The following is a 15585-nucleotide window of genomic DNA, read 5'->3' on the forward strand; positions in this document are numbered from 1 at the left end:
GTGAACTCCTAAACTAAATGTTATTTCTAAGATCAAAGGCTTGTACTATAATTTGTTGTGATTAATCCAGAGGTATGGTGGGGATGAATATTAATGAAGTGGCAGACGTGAGAAGATCTCTATTGATAATTGTGTTGCGTTAATAGAAGTAACGAATATATAAGTTTAAATTGATAATTTAAATTGCTATAAGTGTTATGTTGGAATATAAATTTTTTAAGTAATAAGAAGACTGTTATGCTAAAAATATTAATAAGTTGATTAGCTATAAATAAAGGGGAAAAGTTGTGCCACAAGAGCTTTGGAAGGAATTTGGAAATAATAATATCGAAACTACTGATGCCTTTGAGTTTGTTAGTTATTTACTCTTTTGCAACAGATATAATATTAAGTATGGATTGTTTAGGTATAAAAATCATCCTGGTCTAGAAACAGATCCTATTTTGCGTGAAGGAAAACAAATTGGGTTTCAAGCTAAATTTTTTGATGATAAAAAACTTGCGAAAAACCAAATTATTCATTCCTTAAAAACTGCTGCAAAAAGGTATCCAGATTTAAATGTTTTTATTGTTTATACAAATGCTGAATGGGGGGCGAACTTACAAGAAGATGAACCTAAACAACCTGAGCCTGTAGTTGCCATTGAATGTGTTGCTAAGGAAAAAGGAATAACGGTTGAATGGCAAAATGCTAGCCATATCGAAAAATTGCTTATGACCCCAGAAAATGCATCCATTAGAGAAGTGTTTTTTGAAAAACCGTCACAATATAGAAATATTTATGATGTCATTAAGTGGCTCAGCACTGATCAGTATTTTTCAGATTCTTTTCTGCAAAGTTTGAAAAAAGTACTGCCTGACGGAGTAAATACTGGGCTTCAATTTTGGGATGAGTTGGCTTACCGGACTGACCCTCGGCTTGGGCGAAGTATTTTTCTAGCAGACCGAGAAAAGCAGTGTATTGCTCTTATGGATAAATTGCGTGGAAATTCTAGTGTATTTTCTATTATTGGCGATTCTTCTGATGATTCTATAGGATTTGTTATTTCTACTTTAAGTAAATATGAAGAGGTAAGAGATGATGATGATGCCTTTGAACTCCCTCCTTTATGTGTGATTGATACAGAGAAAATATTAAATAATATCGTTGATATTTCATCTTCTCCAATGATTATTATTTGTAAAGAACCTGTTTACTCTTCTTTTGGTGCAGAGAAGTATGGTCACTATATTATTTACCCTTCATTATTACATAATGCCCATCGGGATAATATTGCCCTTCCAAGAGCCACAGTACACACATTCCAGAAAGCTTTGGAAGAAATGTTAGTATATCAACCTCACCTTCAAGCTCAGCAATGTGCTAGAAGTATTCCTGTACTAATTCGAAGGTTAGCCAGAAGTTCTATTCCCGTTGAATGGTGTAATAATCATGAATTGTTGCCTTTTTTACTGATCAATAGGTGGGATGGGCGTAAAGAAGGTGATAAACAGATCGTATTGGATTTAACTAGTGGGCAAGATTATATAAGTGAGTGTCGACAATTAAGAGATGTTCTCAGAATTGAGGACACTCCTTTATTAAGAGTTGGAGAAGTCTATTCATTCAAATCTCCTATTGATTCATTTGAAGTCCTTTTTGGTAAACTTACACAATCTCAACTTAAGACTTTTACTGAGGTTGCGGTAAAGGTTCTTTCTGAAAAAGATCCACTCCTAGATGTTGCCCCAGATAAAAGATGGGCAGCACACGAAGCTCGTGAAAAAAGACTGTATTCAGGAATGCTGAGGAGTGGAATAGCAGAAGGGCTTTTATTACTAGGCAGACGTGTAAAGGATATTAAAGGAATTGATGATGATCAAGTTTGCATTGCAACAGAATGCTTAAATACTGTTTTTGAATCTATCGACTTTAGGTATGATGATTCTTTATTAGCAAGTTTGAAAGATGAATTTCCAACATTAATGGAAGCGTGCCCAGTCCCTTTCCTCAATGCCCTCAAAGAACTGATTCATACTTCTCCAAATTTTTTCGCGAAGATGTGCCAAACAGGAGGTCCATTAGGTGGTGATGCCCTATGGACAGGGCTTCTTTGGGGGCTTGAAGTTGCTGCATGGATTCCAGAATGTTGTGTAGATGCTGTCAAAATTTTTGCTTCATTAGCTAGTTTAGATGTTGACTATGGGAATTGGGCAAATACACCTCTTAATTCTTTAAAAGAAATCTTTTTACCGTGGTCACCTAAGTTAGCACTTAGATCGAGTGCTCGACTTGAATTGCTTGAAGTTCTCGCAGAAGAGTTTCCTGATACTACGTGGAAATTAACAAGTGCTCTTGTTGTTAATATGCGTTCTATGTCTTCCCCAACACAAAAGCCTAAAATTGTTGATTCAGGAATAAACGAGGGTGAACGCTATCTTGATGAGATTCGCCTTGAATATCGATATATTGCAAAACTGCGTTTCCGTTTAGCTGAAGGTCATGTAGAAAGGATAGCAAAATTACTTTCTTCTATTCGGTTTTTGCATGATGAAGAATTGGAAGAAAAATACGTTCAACTAATTCGCTCTATTTCGTTAACATGGCAAGATAGCAAAAATGTGGATATTTTTTATGATATTTTAAGAGATTTAAGAATGTTACAGATAGGTAAATCCTCTGATAGTGATCGACCGTTTTTTCCCATAGTTATAGAAATTATTGAAAACACTTTAAAAAATGATACGGCAGCATGGTTTGAAATATTAGGAAGATCTGGCAATAGTGTTGTTCTTACAGGTGAAAGTGACTTTGAAAAGGCTAGAGATCAAATGCCTGAACTTTATAAACAAGCTGTCCACAATGTGTTAATTTCCGAAAACGAGGAAAGCCTTGTAAAATATTTGCTTGTAGTTGAAAATTGTTATCATTTTATTCCTGCGTGTATTGTTGAGCTTCTCACAATTGAACGCATCACTGCTGTTATAAAATTATTACTTATAAATGATAAAGGGTTGTATATTGCAAGGAGCTTTTTTTATGAGGCATATGAAAATAAATATCCAATAATGGATTGGTTGAAAAGGCAGAATGAATCAGGGGAAATAAGAGATTGTGATGCAGGAGTGCTTATTTCTGGCTTTTCTGGAAATAATTTTTTGAAAGAATTAGAATTATTTTCAACAAATATACAAACTTTTTATTGGAAGAAGGTTGATATTTATTTTTATAATTTGGACTCAGTTTTTTGTAAGATAGCGATAAAAAATATAATTCAGGTAAAACGGGCAACTGACATCTTTGAAAAAAGTTCAATACTTCCTAAAAGTGTTACTCCAGAAGAATTACTCTTAATTGGGCAAAAAACAATTGAAGAATATACTGACAGTGTTGAATTAGGAGGTCATCCTAATATTGATTCTTGCCAAGTTTATGAATATGTTAAGAGGCTTAGTGTTGTATCATCAAAACTAAATGAAGGAGAAGTTGCTAATTTAGAATTATTCTTTCTTCCGGCGCTTGGACTTGACGCAAAGAGATTGGAGTTAACTCTGTACAAATGGTTAGCAAAGTCACCAGAATTCTTTATTGAAGTGTTATCCAAAACATACAAAAGCAGGAATAAATCTGAACATACTGAAGAAAAATCTTCAACCGACAAAACAAATCACGCTAAAGTCTTTTGGGAGCTTCTTTATCACTGGGAGTCCCCATATCCAGGGTTAGACACAGATGAAAAACTTTGCAACGATATTTTAGAGCGTTGGGTTGAAAGTGCTCATCAACTCGGAAAAGAAAAAGATCGAAGTGCTGTCTGTGATAATCATATAGGACAAATTTTATCATTCATTCCTCCTGATGAAGATGGTATTTGGCCTAATAAAATAGTTCGAAATATTTTAGAGAAGCATGGCACAGAAAAAACAATTTCAGGAATGGCAATGGGAAAATCCAATGCCAGAGGAATTTTTTCTAAATCCATGAATGAAGGTGGGAAGCAAGAGTATGAATTAGCGGAGCAGTATCGAAATTGGAGAGATAGTTTATCTCCAATAAAAGAAAGTAAGAGCCGTGAAGTGTTAGATATTCTTGTCCGTGGTTATACCGCGGATGGTCAAAGGCAGGATAAAGAACGTGATATTAGAAATATGCACTAGCCTTTAGCTCTCAGCTCTTAATTGTTGAATATCCCTAGATATTCATTTGTAGAAATGTCTAGGGATATTCAACGCCCCCGAACATCTGAGCCGTGTCCCTGAAAGGCTGCCTATTAAGCATCCTAGCACACTTCGTGTACACCAATTACAATACTTACTTTACGACTCTTCCACAGATATAAAATTTTGATATACACTGTGATCTACATTCAAGCTTAAAGAACACAAAAAATGCCCAAAACAAATAGACTGTAAAAACATATTCTTATTAAAAACAACATCTTAGAAAAGATCCCCTTGCTTGACATGCAAGGGGTCAGCAGTTCAAAGCTGCTCGTGCCTACCATTAGGTAGAACAAGGCTGGTTATCGAAAGATAGCCAGCCTTTTTTCGTGAGCAAGGTTGTGGCGGCCCCACCCCACTTTCCTTGTAAGTAAGAGATCATCGTTAAAACTGCACCCCGTACCTGTGTGAAATTTAGATTTTTTTTCTACACCGTCACTGCCTGCCAGCCCCTGTCGCCTATATAACTTATCCTATTATTATTGGACGAGGAGAATTCTCTCAGGATCGCTGATTCTGAAAGAATTTATTTGTTAACCTTAATAATAGGATGTTTTTATGCGCAACCAGAGTAATTTTATTTTGCAGAAGAAAAGATGGCAAGATTTAAACCCATCAGTAAGAATGTATGGCACAAGCGAACCGCCCGAAATGCAGCTTGATAATATGTGCGAAGTTGTTTCTCGCTCTACAGACACGAAGTTACAAATGGTTGAGACTGATTTCTCGGAATTTTCCTCTTCGGATAAAATGTACCCTTCCATGATGAAACCCGATGTTAAAAGACGTTGGGATATGAAACAACAGGAATGGAAGAATCAGAAGGAAAAGTACAATCGCATTGAGCGAATGGCTCGAGCGCAGTTTGTACATGATAATCCAAATCTTAAACTCGCTCATGATTTAGCAAAGACCAGCTATGGCAAGGATCTTTTGGCGGAAGCTATGCGTTCTGATTCCAACTCTCCAGCGACAGGGACTGGTGCTGACTTACATGATGAATTTGAGCGTGATGGTGTCAGCTCTAAGTCGGATGAAAATATTAAGGTGACTCCTTTTGCTGTTGCGGAAATGCAAGATCCCTACTCGACACTCACAACTGCGCGTGATGGTGATGGTAGAATTGTTGAAAAGCTACTCCATCTCGGAACCATTTATCATCATGTTCAATATGACTACGATGAGGGTGGAAGGCTCAGCAGGGCTTTTAACTACGGTAATGTCATTGAGTCGAACGAATACGGTAAGTTTGGCGAGCGGCTTTTCGCAGATACGGTAAGTTTTGGTAAGTGTCAGTATGTTTACGATAAAAGTCTGAAACTTGTTCAGGCTGGCGAGGTTAAGTATTCTTACGACGCCAAAGGTCGGCTTATTTTGAAGCAGGACAATGGGCAGATCACCAAATATTCGTATATGCCAAACGGCGCGCTTCACAAAGCTCAACTGCCTAACGGTCGTATTATTGAATATCATTTTGATTCCGAAGGTATGCGCATAGCCAAATCCATTAACGGAGCGGTTGTAGAAAAGTATCTATGGAAGGACTTTACAACACTTGAGGCTGTTGCTGATGGCGCAGGACAAAATGTAAAAGTATTCGCATATGACGATGAAGGCGATCCCGTTGCCATGATCTACAACGATAATATGTATTATTTCGCGTCGGATCAGGTCGGCTCCATCTATATGGTTGCGGATGGGAATGGAAATAAGGTAGAGCAAATTATACATGATTCGTTTGGTAATCTCATTGTCGATACTGACGGAGCTATTGATATCCCTCTAGGGTTCGCAGCTGGGTTGCTCGATAAAGATACTGGCCTAGTTCATTTCGGTTACCGCGAGTATGACCCTGAGATTGGGCGTTTCACAACTCCTGATCCAATTGGGTTTGCTGGCGGAGATGTGGATGTTTACGGCTATTGCTGGGATGATCCGAATAATTTTGTGGATCGAGATGGGCTTAAGGGGAAGAGTGAAGATGCTGATGAGAATAATAATGCACAAAGAGATAAAACACAAACTACAAAAGAAAAAAGCAAAAACTCACAAGATGAATTTGTTGATGTAGAAGTGTTCCTTAGAGAAAAAGGGGTTGGCCACTTAGCAATTAACACTGGAAATGGGACTATTACAGGCAAATATCCCAAAGGAAAAAAGAGGACACTTCTACCTGTAGAGGGTGATATAAGAGTTGAGGATGAGTCTGATTTTGATAAAAGCATGACATTAACAGTAACTAAAAAACAGGCTAAAAAAATGGAGGAAAGTATTGCTCGCAGGAAAAAAGAAAATTCAACATACTGGGCTGGGCCAGACGATTGCGTTGATCATGTAAACGATACACTTAATGACGGAGGAGTTGAAACTCCTAGCGATTTTTTTAATCCTACTCCAACTGGCTATTTTCATGAATTTAAAGGAAAGAAAAAGAAATTGAGAACATCACCATAAATTTTAACCATGCGACTTAAGAAGGACAATTCTTCTTAAGTCGCCATTATAATATGAAAAAATTTTTATTAGTTTGGATTATCGTAAATGTGTGTTCAGAGGCAGCTATGTGGGTAAAAGATTTTTACCCAGTTAAAGGAATCTTGTATGAGTTCTTAACTTATACAATGCTACTAATGAACCCTTTTATAGCCCTGTATGCAGGAATTTCGGAATACTTCACACCCGAATTTTGGCACTCTTTTTTCTATGTGCATCTATATAGTTTCTTATGGCTGATGCTTGTTGGCGTTTTGTATGAATTTAAACATAGGAATAAGATCATAAAATATGCTTGCTATACAGCCCTTTGTTTATATTTTCTTCCCGGAATTATTCCTATATTGGGCCGATTCGTTTTTTAGTTAGTGAGACTTAATGGGATGGCTAGTAATTTTATGCTGAAAGAGTATTACTTGTTTTATAAAGAGCAATGGCTCGTTTGGACGATGGTCGCTGCAAGTATATATTATGGGGATTTTGATTGGTAGGCGCTCGCTATTCCTCTTGTTTTTATGTGTAACTATTTCTCCTTTCTTGCTCTCTAGCGTTCATCGATCTTTCATGTCTTATTTGAAAAGTATGTTTACCTTTAATGGCTTATTGCGAATTATATTTATCACGTTCTCCTGCCTTTTTATTGTTAAATCATTATTTACTTTAATGTGCATCAAATTATTTTTTGATGGCATTACAAGTATTCAAGATATAGCAAAATCTTTTATATGGGATGGCATCTCGGCGATTATTTTATATTTTATTTATAAAAAAAAGATGGTGCGAAAAATAAATGACGAAGGAATAATTATCGAGGTTATCATGCTTGTTTTAGGATTAACCTTGCAATATATCGTTTTGGGATATTTTTACTCATCAAATAGTTATTTTGGGTCACCAATAAGTGTTGTTTTAGATTGTTTTTGCATGGGTAGTTTTATTTATATTTTGAATAGTTCTTTACGACTTAATCACTAACTATAGCATAAGAATTAAACACAGAACGAAATAGTTCGGAAACATAAGAAAAGTTGGTAGGAAACAATGATTGCTTTATTTGTTGTGTCTATTGCTATGATAGTAGTTGTTTTTTTATGTATGAAGAAGATGACTTGTTCATGCTGTGGTGAGAACGTAAAAATATTGCCTAATAAAAGTACAGGAATTATTCTGATTGTGTACGCAATTCTATTTATCTGTATTGATTTCTTTTTAATATCAAATGAGATCAGCATATCAGGATTATTTTGTCTTCTATTAGGAACTTGGTATTTCTTTAAGAAAGAAGACTCAAAATGCTTGGCATGTAGAATACAATTCAAATAAAAGCGGCTTCGCTCCATAAAATTGAATGAAAGCATAATCGTTTTTGCAGGTCAGCTTCTTTTTTGAGGCTGGCCTGCTTATTTATTAAGGACGCAACGCCTTTCAAAAAAGTAAATTTCTATTTCCTCTTCGGGGAACCACCCACCCCCGTAAAATCGCCAAAAAGTGTTCCCAACGTAAAATTTTCTTCAATTATTTCAATACATACAGACCACACCTCTGGCTTGACATGCAAGGGGTCAGCAGTTCAAAGCTGCTCGTGCCTACCATTAGGTAGAACAAGGCTGGTTATCGAAAGATAGCCAGCTTTTTTTTGTGGGCAACATTTTGGAGAACTTTGCTGGTTCCCCGCTAATTTCTGCTTAATTAATAATAGGCTGATTTTAATGATTATTTTTATTTATTGCGATTTCTACATTTCCTTCATTCATTGCGTAGTTTGCGGCGGTCTCTGCCACTCCGAAACAGTAACCAACCTCACTCAAGCTCCCTAGTATAAGCAATAATCGTAATCACATAAGCACATCAATTGACTTTTATCTTTTCGCGGTGATAACTAGTCAATAATATATTCCTACCACAAACTTACATAGAAATTAGTGTAATAGTGCTAATTAGCGACAGGTACAAAACATGTCACACAAAATCTATACAGGAGAAAGCCATATGGTCGAAAATCAAGAAATTGTAATGGGCGCTATGGGAACAGATTTAGCAGTACAGGTGCTCGATCAACTGCCTACACCAGTATTTGCAGTCAATACCAACATGGAAGTCATTTTCATGAATAAGGCAGGCCAATCCCTTCTAGGAATGAACATAGCTGACATTCTCGGCAAAACTTGCGCCAGTCTATTTAAATCCAAGCATTGTGACACTACGGAATGCCGTATGAAACATGCCATGGAAAGCGGCAAAGCCTGCACTGCGAGAAATGAACTGACCATCAACAGCAGAACCGTTCCCATCGAATACACTGCTGCTCCACTGAGGGATGAAAATGGAAAGATCATCGGAGGACTTGAATATGCCATTGACATTACCGAGCGAGTTCGAGACGAAAACCGACTTCGCGAACAAAGTCGTACTATTCAAGAAATTTCTACTCCAGCCATAAGCCTGTGGGAAGGAATCGTCGTGCTTCCGGTGCTCGGGATTATTGATTCTTTGCGTGCCAAGCAAATGATGAATGCCATGCTGAACAAAATCAAAGAGACCTCCGCTAAAACTATTATTCTGGATATCCAGGGGGTAGCGGCAGTGGATACAGCTGTGGCCAACCATCTTATAAAAATAACCAAAGCAACAAAACTTATGGGTTGCCGCTGTATCATCTCCGGAATATCTCCGGCTGTGGCAGAGACTCTGGTGCAACTGGGTATAGATCTCGGTGATGTGGCAACCAACTCCAGCCTTCGTGATGCACTTGGTGACGCCTTCACTCTCATGAACTTAGAAGTGAAAAAGAAAAAGTGAGCGAGGTGTGAGTCTAACCCACAAACCTAAGCGTAATAACCTTACCGGAGAATTTGATTATGTCTGACGCCCAATCATCTCCCCGACTGGGGATGCATGTACTTGATGGCGTGCTCATGGTCCAAACACCGGATGATTTCGGGGACGAATCCTTCCGTTCCTTGCGCCGCTGCGTTCTTGAAAAAGTACATGCCCTATCCGCGCGTGGAGTTCTCATTGATGTTTCCACCATACAGATAATAGATTCTGTGGGGTATGACTTGCTCGCAGATACCGCACGCACAGTGGCCTTGCTGGGTGCCAAGACTGTCTTTGTGGGCCTTCAGCCGGGGGTTGTTTCCGCACTGATTGATCTAGAAGTTGATTGTGACGACATTCTGGCAGCTCGCAACGTAGAGGATGCATTTGTAATTCTAAATCCTCCAATGGTAAAAGCTGATATTTCAGACGAAGAACCTGACGAAGATCTGGATGAAGACATTGACGGAAGTCTGAAAGATAATGAGTGTCTTAATCAGGAACAGGAAGACTGGGAAGGCGAAAAGGACTCCTCGACAGAGAATAAAGAATTACCTAACGACACCGAGTATGATGACACATTCTGAAGAAACATACATTGATCTCATTGATTTGTCGGATACCGGTGCGGCTGTCGGTGCAGCACGACATACTGCGGCGCTAGCAGGTTTTGAGGAAACGGACCAGTTCATGATTGCCACTGCCGTGTCCGAGCTGGCGACAAATATCGTTCGCTATGCCGGCGGAGGTTCTGTAACAATCAGTATTGTCTCCGATGGCGACCGTATTGGCATCGAAGCGGTGGCCAATGATTCCGGACCGGGAATAGAGGATGTAGAAAAGGCCATGCAGGACAACTACAGCAGCGGAAACAGTCTCGGGCTGGGATTGCCAGGAGTTAAAAGACTTATGGATGAATTCAGTATCGAATCGGTACCGGGTCAGGGAACCAAGTGCATAGCACGCAAGTGGAGGCTCCAGACATGACACAAGCAGATTGCCATTTAGCTTTACGTTCTCTAGAAGGACCCGCTGACGCATGTGGCGACACAGGCATGTATCATATAGGAGAAACCGAATGTTTCATTGCACTGGTTGACGTGCTTGGACATGGACCAGAAGCACATGAAGTGGCCTTAATGGCCGATGCATTTCTAGCAGAAAACTACGACCTGCCGTTGCTGGATACTATGCAAGGGCTACATAAGCATCTGCGCGGAACTCGCGGAGCTGTGGCCAGTATGTGCCGCCTGAACTACGCTACGGGCGAGCTTAGCTTTACAGGTGTAGGCAACATCACCTGCCGCATTTTCGGCAGTGAGCATATACGTACGGTGCCTCGTGACGGGATCATAGGCTATATCATGTCGCAACCACGTGAGCAGGTATTTAACCTGCACCCGGGAGACATCGTCATGCTCTACTCAGACGGAGTGCGAGAACATTTCGAAGCCCATGATCAGCCGGGGTTGCTGATCGGTTCTGCCGAAGAAATAGTAGGCCGTGTCATGCAGTTTTTTGCCAAAGGAGATGATGACACCTCCTGTCTGGTAATGAGGTATGTTCCGTGATTGAACTGGGTAAGGTCATAGTTTTTAATGCCGACTCGTTTAACGAGGCTCGGAAAAAAATATTGAAACTCGCCGAAATGCTGGGTTTTGATCAGATCAATGCTACTAAAATAGCTACTTTTATCTCAGAGCTCTGCCGCCCGAGCCAAAATCCAGACATAGAGAACGTGCTTGATATTGGACTCATGGCGGAGCAGAGAAATCTGTTTTTACATCTCAACTTTAGCTTCGATCAGCCCATTCGCCCATTGGCTGTAATCAGTGATTTTTTCGATACAGTTTCACCCGAAGGTTGCCGCCCGACTCGATTATTAAGTGCCACAAAACTACTACCCGATCATAATAGTTCTACCACAGACTACCCACTCAATGAAATCCAGACCATGATTGCGCTTCCTTCGCGCGATGAACTCATGCGTAGTCTTACCAACAAAAACGTTGAGCTTGCGGCTGAAGTTGAAGAACGGCAACGCACAGAACTCGCTCTACGAGACAGTGAGAGTCGTATCCAGACTGTGCTCGAAGGAGCACCAGACGCACTGGTTATTATAAATTGTTTCGGGAAAATTACCTTTGTTAACACTCAGGCAGAAAATACTTTTGGTTACTCTCGCGAGGAAATGCTAGGTGAGCCAATAGAAATGCTGATTCCCAAAGATCAGCGTAAAGATCATCCCGAAAAGGTTCAAAGCTTCTTCCGAGCTGGTGTGAATCAAAAAATTTCACCTGCCGCCAACTTTGAAGCATTAACCAAAGATGGAAATATCCTAGCAATCGACGTCAAACTTAACCCCATTCAAACAGGGCAAGAGACACAGGTTATAGCCTCGGTGCGGGATGTTACAGAGCAAAAACGCGCTCAAGAAGCCATCAAAAAGCTTTCTCAAGTAGTTGAGCAAAGTCCAGTCTCAGTCGCAATTACAGATAAGAAAGGTGTGATTGAATATGTCAATCCATCCTTTTGTACCGTGACCGGCTATTCCCTTGAAGAAATTTTGGGCAAAACGCCTCGCTTCCTCAGCTCGGGCAAAACCCCCAAGTACGTGTACGAGAACATGTGGACGACTATTCTTGAAGGCAAAGCATGGAAAGGTAATTTTCACAATCGCAGGAAAAACGGAGAAGAATACTGGGAAAGTGCCACAATCGCACCAATTGCCGATGATTTTGGTGAGATCACCCACTTCGTTTCAGTCAAAGAAGACATCACAGAAAGAATGCGCATGGAAGAAGCAGTGCGTGAAAGCGAAGTAAAATACCGTGAACTGGTAGAAAACGCTAGCAGCATCATTCTTAAACTGGATCAATGGGGCAACATTACATTCTTCAATGAATATGCTCAGGAATTTTTTGGATTCTCAGAAGAAGAGGTTCTCGGTCGCAGTGCTGTCGGGACAATAGTACCTGAAGAGGAATCCACAGGGCGTAATCTCAATGAACTACTAGAAAATATTTCCCTGAATCCAGATGAATATGCCAGTAATGAAAACGAGAATACCCGCAAGGACGGATCCAGAGTCTGGGTCAACTGGACTAATAAGTCTCTCTTTGATGAAGATACAGGAAAAATAATTGGCACCCTATGTGTTGGGCTAGATATCACTGAACAGCGCAAAGCTCAGGACGAGCGAGACATCGCAGCAAAAGAACTAGACGAACGCAACAAAGAACTGGGTTCTCTTTCAACCAAGCTATCCAAATACCTCTCGCCTCAGGTCTACGCCTCTATTTTTTCCGGAGCACGAGATGTTAAGCTTTCAACAGAGCGTAAGAAACTAACTGTTTTTTTTAGCGATATCAAAAATTTCACCCAAACGACTGATGACCTGCAACCCGAAGACCTCACAGCCTTACTCAATCGCTACTTCACCGAGATGTCTAAAATCGCCCTTGAATACGGTGCTACCATCGACAAATTCATAGGCGACGCCATGCTTATGTTTTTTGGTGATCCACAAACTCTTGGGGTTAAAGAAGACGCGAAAGCCTGTATCAATATGGCTGTAGCAATGCAGCGGCGTATGGCCCAACTGGACGGAGAATGGCGTGCTCTGGGCTATGAGAAGCCATTCCGTATGCGCATTGGCGTTAATACCGGATATTGCAACGTAGGTAACTTCGGTTCTGAGGACCGCATGGATTACACAATAATTGGTGGAGAAGTTAACCTTGCTGCCCGTCTAGAGGCTCAGGCCGACCCCGGTGGCATCCTAATGTCATATGAAACTTTCGCTCTAGTTAACGACATCGTTGCAACCGAGTCGCGCGCCCCCATAACTGTCAAGGGAATCCGGCGCGAAGTCAGGCCCTACTCAATTCTTGGACTATATGACAACCTTGATAGCGACAGCAGATTCATTCGTAGCGAAGAAGAAGGGATACGTTTGCAACTAGATTTAGAGAAACTGACCTCAGCCAAACGCGATTTGGCTGTTCAGGAATTGGAAAAAGCTTTAGCTCGCCTCAAGTCACTATAGCCTACGCTCGTGCATATATTCTCCCCCCTCCGGCAAGGGACCAATAGTTCAAAACGGCTCGTGCATACTATTAGTTAGAACAAAGCTGGTTATCGAAAGATAGCCAGCTTTGTTTGTGAATAATTTTGCGGGAAGTAATTTTGCTGCGTCCCTTGAAAACTACTATATATATACTAATTATTAGCAACCTAGCTGCGTAAGTCTATTTACGTTTTTATCTATAGGACGGAAACACTAAAATAAGGACAACTCTCAAGAAAATTCCTTAATTAAAAGGTAAAATTACAGAAGTTAATTTGTTCGGACGAGGCGAAAGCCGAGGAGGTTATACCTGAAGCTAGAATTACACTTGCGTCGGCTAGCAGACCGGAGGGTGCTAGGCCCGTTGAGCCAGCTACCACCACGTATCACATGAACATCGCCCTCGCTCCTATATATCGGATCCTTGCGAGAGTGTTTGGAATATGCATTTTTATCGTACCAATCCTCACACCATTCATAAACATTACCACTCATATCAAATAACCCAAAACCATTACGAAGTTTTGTGCCCACACTATGAGTACGCTCTGCGCTATTTTGGTAATACCAGGAAACAGTGTCCTCATTGTTACCCCCGGCATACTTGTGATTATTGTCGCCACCTCGAGCCGCATATTCCCATTCAGCTTCAGTGGGCAAACGGAATTTACCATGACCTTTGGAAGACAGCCAATTAGCGTAACTAGTAGCATCTTGCCACGAAACTTGTACAACTGGTTGGGTGTTCCCATTCAAAGAATTACCCATATTACCTATACTTTTACTTTTGCTTTCGTGACTAGATTTAAATTTGCGGTACTGTGCGTTGGTCACTTCATGTTTACCCATCCAAAAACTATTCACACAAACTTCATGAATAGGTTTTTCATCGTCCTCACCGGAATTGCTACCCATCTGGAAACAACCTGCCGGAACCCATACGAATTTCATACCAGTAGCGGGTTCGGTGTAGGTTTTCTGGATTTGGATAGAACTAGATGTCGTCAGTTTTTTTGCCAGAACGGGTTTCTTATCATACACCATAAACTCCTGATCAATATAATCATCAGGGTTCACAGCGTAAGCTAGAGCGGTGCAGGCAAGTATGAGAAGAGTTAGTAGTATAATTTTTTTCATAAGCTAATTATTTGTTCTCACAAGGCGGAAACCAATGGTGCCGTAAGCGGAGTCAGGATCTAAATGGTTGCGAGCAGCAAGCCGAGTATCGGGGGGGTAGTCGGACCAACCGCCACCACGTATCACACGGTTAAAATCACCGCTAATATATATGGGATTATTTCTAGAGTGTTCTAAGTATGCTGTAGCACTATGCCAGTCCTCACACCATTCACTTACATTGCCCCCCATATCATACAAACCAATAGCGTTAGGGGGCTGAGTTCCAACTTGGTGGGTTCCGCCAAGGCTAACGGCATACCATGCGTCTACATCTATATTGTCACCACCTACATATTTTTGATTATTGCCACCACTGCGGGCTGCATACTCCCATTCAGCTTCCGAGGGTAAACGAAATTTTCCATTATCTTTAGAATTTATCTTTTTAATGAAAGATTGAGTATCATTCCATGAAACTTTTTCCACAGGATAACGACTACCGTTAAACACAGATGGATTACTACCCACCACCTTTAGCCATTCAGCTTGAGTCACCTCATACTTACCCATCCAGAAACCATCTAAACAAACTTCATGAACAGGTTTTTCGTCACTATTGCCCTCATTGCTACCCATTTGAAAACAACCTGCAGGGACCCAGACAAATTCCATACCCGTAGCGGGATCGGTCCATGTGTCGCCCTTTTTAGCAGAACTCAATGAGAATGAATGGGAAGACGTCTGCCCTTCCGACCGATCAGGTTTCTCATCATACGTCATAAACTCCTGATCAATATAATCGTCAGGGTTCACAGCGTAAGCTAGAGCGGCGCATGCAAGTATGAGAAGAGTCAGGAATATAATTTTCTTCATATTAAATTATATAGA

The 15585-nt window shown here is 40.5% G+C and carries 9 protein-coding genes; 7 read left to right on the forward strand and 2 right to left on the reverse strand.

Going from position 1 to position 15585, the window contains the following annotated elements; all coding sequences use genetic code 11:
• Positions 1-287 precede the first annotated feature (287 nt).
• From BR06_RS0103270 to BR06_RS19560, 7 genes are all read left to right on the forward strand, one after another.
• Positions 288-4136, forward strand: a complete 3849-nt coding sequence (locus BR06_RS0103270) for a hypothetical protein (protein ID WP_031480086.1) — start codon at positions 288-290, stop codon at positions 4134-4136.
• 621 nt (positions 4137-4757) lie between these two features.
• Positions 4758-6653: an RHS repeat domain-containing protein gene (locus BR06_RS19550; RefSeq protein ID WP_051676880.1), complete on the forward strand. Its 1896-nt coding sequence runs from the start codon at positions 4758-4760 to the stop codon at positions 6651-6653.
• Positions 6654-8681: 2028 nt separating this feature from the next.
• A complete protein-coding gene (locus BR06_RS0103285; protein ID WP_051676881.1) occupies positions 8682-9491 on the forward strand; it encodes a PAS domain-containing protein in 810 nt (269 codons plus the stop codon).
• A 59-nt stretch (positions 9492-9550) separates the two neighbouring features.
• A complete protein-coding gene (locus BR06_RS19555; protein ID WP_051676882.1) occupies positions 9551-10096 on the forward strand; it encodes an STAS domain-containing protein in 546 nt (181 codons plus the stop codon).
• Positions 10080-10496, forward strand: a complete 417-nt coding sequence (locus tag BR06_RS0103295) for an anti-sigma regulatory factor (RefSeq protein ID WP_211252461.1) — start codon at positions 10080-10082, stop codon at positions 10494-10496. The genes BR06_RS19555 and BR06_RS0103295 overlap by 17 nt, the downstream gene beginning before the upstream one ends.
• Positions 10463-11080 carry a SpoIIE family protein phosphatase gene (locus BR06_RS0103300; protein ID WP_156952639.1) on the forward strand — a complete coding sequence of 206 codons (618 nt, stop codon included), beginning with the start codon at positions 10463-10465 and terminating at the stop codon, positions 11078-11080. Before BR06_RS0103295 ends, BR06_RS0103300 begins: the two co-directional genes overlap by 34 nt.
• A gap of 62 nt (positions 11081-11142) precedes the next feature.
• Complete coding sequence (locus BR06_RS19560) at positions 11143-13557, forward strand: PAS domain S-box protein (RefSeq protein WP_156952640.1); 2415 nt, start codon at positions 11143-11145, stop codon at positions 13555-13557.
• A 291-nt stretch (positions 13558-13848) separates the two neighbouring features.
• Here BR06_RS19560 and BR06_RS0103310 read toward each other — a convergent pair whose 3' ends face one another.
• Positions 13849-14529, reverse strand: a complete 681-nt coding sequence (locus tag BR06_RS0103310) for a formylglycine-generating enzyme family protein (protein WP_169738214.1) — start codon at positions 14527-14529, stop codon at positions 13849-13851.
• A gap of 189 nt (positions 14530-14718) precedes the next feature.
• The gene (locus tag BR06_RS0103315) at positions 14719-15570 is read right to left on the reverse strand and encodes a formylglycine-generating enzyme family protein (RefSeq protein WP_084154005.1); all 852 of its coding nucleotides are present in this window, start codon (positions 15568-15570) and stop codon (positions 14719-14721) included.
• Positions 15571-15585: the final 15 nt, after the last annotated feature.

It is taken from the genome of Maridesulfovibrio frigidus DSM 17176 (genome assembly GCF_000711735.1).
Taxonomy (GTDB): domain Bacteria; phylum Desulfobacterota; class Desulfovibrionia; order Desulfovibrionales; family Desulfovibrionaceae; genus Maridesulfovibrio; species Maridesulfovibrio frigidus.